This window comes from Aquimarina addita (genome assembly GCF_039539305.1).
In the GTDB taxonomy this organism is placed as follows: Bacteria; Bacteroidota; Bacteroidia; order Flavobacteriales; family Flavobacteriaceae; genus Aquimarina; species Aquimarina addita.
In genome coordinates, this window is sequence record NZ_BAABCW010000042.1 from 1 (window position 1) to 5,875 (window position 5,875).

A 5,875-nucleotide genomic window follows, 5' to 3' on the forward strand; every position below is an offset into this window, starting at 1 on the left:
CGATTTCCTGCAGAGTAAGTTGATCTTTGATAGCTTCCAAAGCAACCTTTGCTTTGAATGCAGAACTAAATTTTCTTCTCGATTTTTTCATATGTACAGTTTTAAATTTACAATTTAAATAGCTGTCCTAAAAATGGGGAGTATTATATTTCTCTTTTATAATGACAAACTTTTAATGGCGTAGAATCAATAAAAGAGATGCCTGAGCAATCACCTAAACAGTGTAATTTCATAAAAACAGCTAAAGGCTGAGTAACCTTTTTTTGAAGCTCTACAAATCGATTATAAGAAACACAATCTGGGAACATATCTGTCATATATTTACAGACATGATTTAAGTAAAAATGTTTGAGATTTCTATAAGACTTTAAGTGAAATATGACCAGTATAGTCATCACTTCACTATCGTTCATTTTAAACTTTCTATTGCGTTTTTTAGCAGTTGAACCATCAGAAATACTGTTTTTGGTGATAATAGAGTCATATTCTTTAGAAAAATCATCTAGTTTACAGAAAATTTCAATAATTTTAAGGGCAGAAATCATAAGCAGAATATTGTTAATTAATTATAAGTCAGCTCTATAATTTACTAAATATTCTGCTTTTTTCTTTGATTTTATTATAATTTCTTACGTCGAACTCACGTTAAGTAATAAATCGATACGTAAGTGCTTATCACCAGCCCTACGTTTCTTATACGAGATGTTATAAAATATTGAATAAAATTATGTTCAACTTCTTTAAAAAAACAAAATATTCACCAATCAAGCTTTTTGAATTCCATACTTTTAACTGGGAGTTATATGAAGATTCAGAAAAAACTAAAGCTTGGTTAAATAATGATAAATCAGGGTTTCTTGCCATAACTGAACTTGAATCTCAATATATGTATGGAGCTGAAAATTTAGATGTTTTTATTAATGCTGAGAGAAAACTTATTTTGGAAAATAGCGGAGGAATAGTTGATTGCAAAACATCTACTCTTGACGAAATTAAATGTTTCTCTTCTATATTAAAAGAGCCTCAAGAGCCAACCGGAATGAAATACTCATTTCGACTAATTTTTCCTTTAAAAGAGAAAAGTGTAGTAATTACTGCCGAGCAATGCGAAAATGGTGTTACCGGACTAAGAGATTCGGTTACATTGACAAAATGGATGAAAAATAATGAACTAGAAACTGACGAAAATGGTAGAATGATTAATTGGGCTAAAGATCCTTTCGACAATTCCTTTAGCGATGGAGCTCTTAAAAACGAATCGGATCTCGAAATATACGACAAAGATTTTCCTGATCACCCTCTTACCATTATAAGAAAAATGCTTAGAGAAATAGAAAAGAGTATTAAAGCGGATCAAAAAATAAAAAAATACAATTAAAACATTTTATAACAAGGTGTCCTAAAATCATAGTGGCTTTGCCACAACGATTCATACACGCAACGTTGTACATAAGCTAAGTAAAGAGCTTTCAAACGGACTTTCAAAAAGAGAATGAAAATATAAATAGTTTAGAATTCAGTACTGTACTCTGGGTATGTAGACAGATTTTCACAACTTCTTATTTCTCTTAAACAAAAAATTGACCATATTTGAAATCGAATTAAAATACATTTTCGTTGCTAAAAACAGACAATACCTTGAAAAAACAATTTCGCCGTAGGGGTAAACAGCTATTGATATTTCTCCTTATTGCGCTGGTGGCTAATCATCTTACAAATGCAGAACATTTTCCGCTTAACGAGTCGTATCGCTTTCCGCTCTATGGGATTGTTACTTCTATATGTTTAGGCTTAGTTATCCTCGTAATCACGGAGCTTACTTACAGCTATTTTACACGGCATATCTTTAAAGAGAATGTTACCCTTAAACTAGCCTTACGCTTTTTATTTACCACCCTAGGAATCATTACCCTAATTTACATCCCTGTATTTTACGTCGCAGCTATTATAAATGGTGATAATTTTAATCTTTACGCGCTTTCTATAGGCTTATTAATCACCCTAGCCATTTGTGCTATTCTTATAACAATAGCATATGCATTAGAAATCTATAGCTTGTATAAGAATCAGCTCGAACAAGGAACACTTCTAATACAGAATGGAAATCGTAAAAAAGTCGTACCCATAAAAGATGTTTTATATGGTTATAGTGCAAACAAAGTTGTATATCTCGTCGAAGAAAATAATACCATAACCGCTACAGATTTTACACTTCAGACACTTGAGGAAAAGTTAGAGGGGTTTAGTTTTTTTAGAGCTTCGCGTAATGTACTGCTCCAGCACCGTGCCGTTAAAGAAATCAAAGCAATAGAAAATGGAAAGTTATCTGTACGTATTCAACCTAACTTTTTAGAACAAGAACAATTAAAAATTGTGGTAAGTAGGTATAAGAAGAAAGAGTTTATGCTATGGTTTGAAAATAGAATCCCGGTACTATCTACCATTGAGGTATAAAAACACGACCATTGAGTGAATTTGACTATTATTACTGATACTACAAGAAAGAAAAGCAGTTATTTCGTTGTTGAAATCAAACATTAAAAACAATGAAAACAATGCTTTTAAAAAACAAAATCCTCCCTTTAATGACAGCTATCATCGTTGGTATTTTATTTACTTTACCACTAGGCCTTGGCGATCTTACAAATATTGTGGCAACCCTTATTACTATTCTTGCCAGTTTTGTTGGCTTCCGTAAAGCCGCATTCAAATCACTAGGATTATCTAATTTTAAAGACCAAAGATGCGATTTTTTCATATACGCACCACTGCTCGCCATTGCATTATTTGGCTTTTATGCCTTTGTGTTGCTTCCAGTGGTCACCTACCTGACAGGATTGCCTATTGATTTTTCTGTCTTTAAGAAGTTTGAAGGTGACTTGCCTGCCTGTGCAGTAATGCTTTTGTTTATATGGGTTTCGGCTGCCTTTGGAGAAGAAATTATTTGGAAAGGTTTCTTAATGCGTCATTTTGTAAGAATCTTTGGTGATGGTACACTGGTGATTGTTATAAATATCGCCCTTTTTGGAGCATTATTTGGATACGTACACGCCTATCAAGGGATTACTGGGCAAATTGTCGCTGCAGTAATAGGGATGGTACTCGGTTTTATATTTTACAAAAGGAAGTACAATCTGTGGTTTAATATTGCCGTACACGGCTTTTTTGATACCATTGCCGTAATCTGTATGTATTATGGCTTTTTATAAACGTAAAGCCTATGCACAACAATGCTCCTATGAAAAGCACTAGCCTAGTTCTTCAAAGTTAATATTTATTTTTTTAGTTAAATCATAATATTGTTTTTGTAGTGTTTATATGTTGGCAATTCTCTCCCTTATGTTGTTTAATTGTCAACATATAAATACTATATAACTTGCTCCGCATCCTATTTGTGATCAACCTTCAATGATCGTCACCAGAATCTGTATGATTATAAGCTATAATAAACCTGTCCACTTGCTATAAATATGTGATCCTATTTTTTAAATGGTCACTCACATTGTTTTGTAATACAGGCTTTGCTACTTTTTATGAGCTTTGTTATTGTTATTTTATTCTAAAACTCCTATTCCATAAGGAATTTCAGACTTAATGACTCCTAAGGTTCTACTCAATAATTTACGAGCTACTTTTATAATTATAGTCTTCACATTTTTACCTACATGTTTACGGTAATAAGCTTACATAATAGGATCTGTGCGTATCGATTGCCATGAGGCTTCTATAAAATAACTACGCATTAATCGATGTGCTGCATAGTGATCCCTGTACTTTTTTGACTATCCCCACTCTGGTGAATCCCTGGCGCTAAGCATACATATCCCGCCAAATGTTTGATACTTTTAAATCATCGTAAATCTCCAAGCTCACATAATATACCACAAGCTACTATGCCGCCAATACTTGGAATACTTCGTAATAAATAATAATCCTTCTCGTAATGCTTACGACAATATGCTCGCATCTTAGTCGAGACATCTCGTAGCTCTTTATCTATAAATCGAAAACTACGCATGCGGCTTAACAAAGTTTCACGTGCTGTTGAGTAGTCAAAATTTAAATTATCTAACCAAGCTCTAAAGTTATGACTCCAATGATCATTGTCAAATTCTTCCGGAATTAAAATGCCAAAATACAATAATTGCATTTTTATATAGCTTTTTATGCGACGATACTCTTTAACCAAATCATTTCGCCTTCTAAACAAACTGAGCAATTGCTCGCGCTCCTTATCAGGAATGACAATACTATCCAATCGACCATCTTTTAATTCTCTACTAATTAATTGAGCATCGATCTTATCGGTCTTTGTATATTTTTCTTTCCCTTTTCGATGAATATCTGCTGGATTAGCAACTAAAGAACGTCAGCCATAACGCTCAAAGCAACGATGAGCATAATAACCACAACAACCAGCCTCGTAAGCCGTAGTTACAACATATTCTTTAAAGTATTTTTTGACATAATCATGCAATACTTATGCTTTAGGAGGCATCGTAAAAGATTTTCCTGAAAATAAATCGGTGGAACAATGTATTTTCCAGCTCCGTTTGTGAATATCAATCCCAATGTATAACTTTGGTTGAGCAGTCTATTCAGTTTTCATATCTTATTGTTTTAGAATACTTTAAAGATACTGGACTTTCTGCTTTTACATTGTTGCTATAAAACATAGCTAATAAGTACTTAACCGAAAGGTTTGTGTATATTTTTAAAGTCCGCCAAATTTTTAATTTGGCTTTTAAAAAGAGAAAAATTAAAAACAAAATATAAAAATTCGACTCTGTGTTAATCCGAAAGTTAGTGTATTTTTATACGCTACGTTTCATACACAAGTCCGTTAGGCAACATTAAAATCAAAACCGAAAATGCACGCTATTGACCAACTTAAAGAACTTGATTTAAGTGAATATCCAATTGCGGAGTTAGACAGAATACTGACAAGTCTAGGTCCTTTAGGAATTATGCTTACAGATTATCACAAAACACCAGAAGGTCAATACTCAAAGGAAATAGAGCGGGCAGTAAACAATACGAAAGAAGAACCTGAATTTAATAAGGTTTCACGCATTTCATTTAAACCTACAGAATTTAATTCGAATTATTTGAGAGCGAGTACACCAAAAAACACAATGTTTTACGGTACCGTAATTTCAGAAAAAGATTTTGACAAGGAAGAAATGAGGTATCCTAGAATTGTTGGCACTTCAGAGATTCCGAGTTTAATGAGAAACTCTAATGTAATTGAAGGTTGGAGCCGTTTGACGTTTGGAAATTGGGAAGTTATTGAAGGTATCTCATTAGCTACGATCATTGACCCAACGATTGAGTATGAACATCCTTATTTGAATGGTTTGAGAAACCAATATGTTGAATTTTTGAACGAAATGCCAGAAAATGTTAGGGAGAATACAATTAAATGCCTTAAGTTTTTATCAGCGGAATTTTCTAAATATGTATCAGGCGGTAATAATCACGAGTATTTAATTTCAGCAAAATTCACCGAGATTTTTACAAAAACTTCTAATTATGATGGAGTTGTTTATCCAAGTATCCAATCAAAAGGTTATGGATTATGTGTTGCTATTCACCCAAGAGCAATGAACAAATTGAAACTAACTAAAGTTTTGCAATGTAAACTGACCAAAAAAGTCGGAGAAGATGGAGAAAACAATTTTCAACTTTTGAATGAAAAACATTGTATAGTTGAGGATGGAGCGGAAACATTTGAGTTAAAAAAGATAGGGTACGTTAAAGGGACATAGTTTACACTTTTTCAAGTTATAATTTGAGACAAAAATCAAATTATTATGCCTTGGAAAAACACAACAACTATGGAACAAAAAATTGAATTTATTTGTGAATGGCGTAC

6 protein-coding genes and 1 pseudogene are annotated in these 5,875 nt (G+C 32.9%); 4 read left to right on the forward strand and 3 right to left on the reverse strand.

The genetic code is table 11. The annotated features are described in order from the left end of the window. Window positions 1–149: 149 nt before the first annotated feature. Window positions 150–545: pseudogene (locus tag ABD816_RS21880) on the reverse strand (IS982 family transposase); the annotation flags it as partial. A gap of 182 nt (window positions 546–727) precedes the next feature. Here ABD816_RS21880 and ABD816_RS21885 point away from each other — a divergent pair. The 3 genes from ABD816_RS21885 (at window position 728) to ABD816_RS21895 (ending at window position 3,209) form a co-directional block, all read left to right on the forward strand. Then, on the forward strand, window positions 728–1,378 hold the full coding sequence (locus ABD816_RS21885; RefSeq protein ID WP_344931031.1) for a hypothetical protein: 651 nt from the start codon (window positions 728–730) through the stop codon (window positions 1,376–1,378). Between the two features lie 260 nt (window positions 1,379–1,638). Further along, window positions 1,639–2,454, forward strand: coding sequence for a LytR/AlgR family response regulator transcription factor (locus ABD816_RS21890; RefSeq protein WP_344931033.1), 816 nt, complete (start codon window positions 1,639–1,641; stop codon window positions 2,452–2,454). Between the two features lie 92 nt (window positions 2,455–2,546). Continuing rightward, window positions 2,547–3,209, forward strand: coding sequence for a CPBP family intramembrane glutamic endopeptidase (locus ABD816_RS21895; protein WP_344931034.1), 663 nt, complete (start codon window positions 2,547–2,549; stop codon window positions 3,207–3,209). A 533-nt stretch (window positions 3,210–3,742) separates the two neighbouring features. On the opposite strand, the gene ABD816_RS22350 is transcribed toward ABD816_RS21895, so the two are convergent. Further along, window positions 3,743–3,832 carry a hypothetical protein gene (locus tag ABD816_RS22350; RefSeq protein ID WP_425549133.1) on the reverse strand — a complete coding sequence of 30 codons (90 nt, stop codon included), beginning with the start codon at window positions 3,830–3,832 and terminating at the stop codon, window positions 3,743–3,745. Between the two features lie 18 nt (window positions 3,833–3,850). Then, window positions 3,851–4,342 (reverse strand): IS110 family transposase, encoded by a 492-nt coding sequence (locus ABD816_RS21900; protein WP_344931036.1) that lies wholly within the window; start codon window positions 4,340–4,342, stop codon window positions 3,851–3,853. 529 nt (window positions 4,343–4,871) lie between these two features. On the opposite strand from ABD816_RS21900, the gene ABD816_RS21905 reads away from it, so the two are divergent. Continuing rightward, entirely contained in the window at window positions 4,872–5,768 is an 897-nt protein-coding gene (locus ABD816_RS21905; protein ID WP_344931035.1) for a hypothetical protein, read from the forward strand. The last annotated feature ends 107 nt before the right edge of the window (window positions 5,769–5,875 follow it).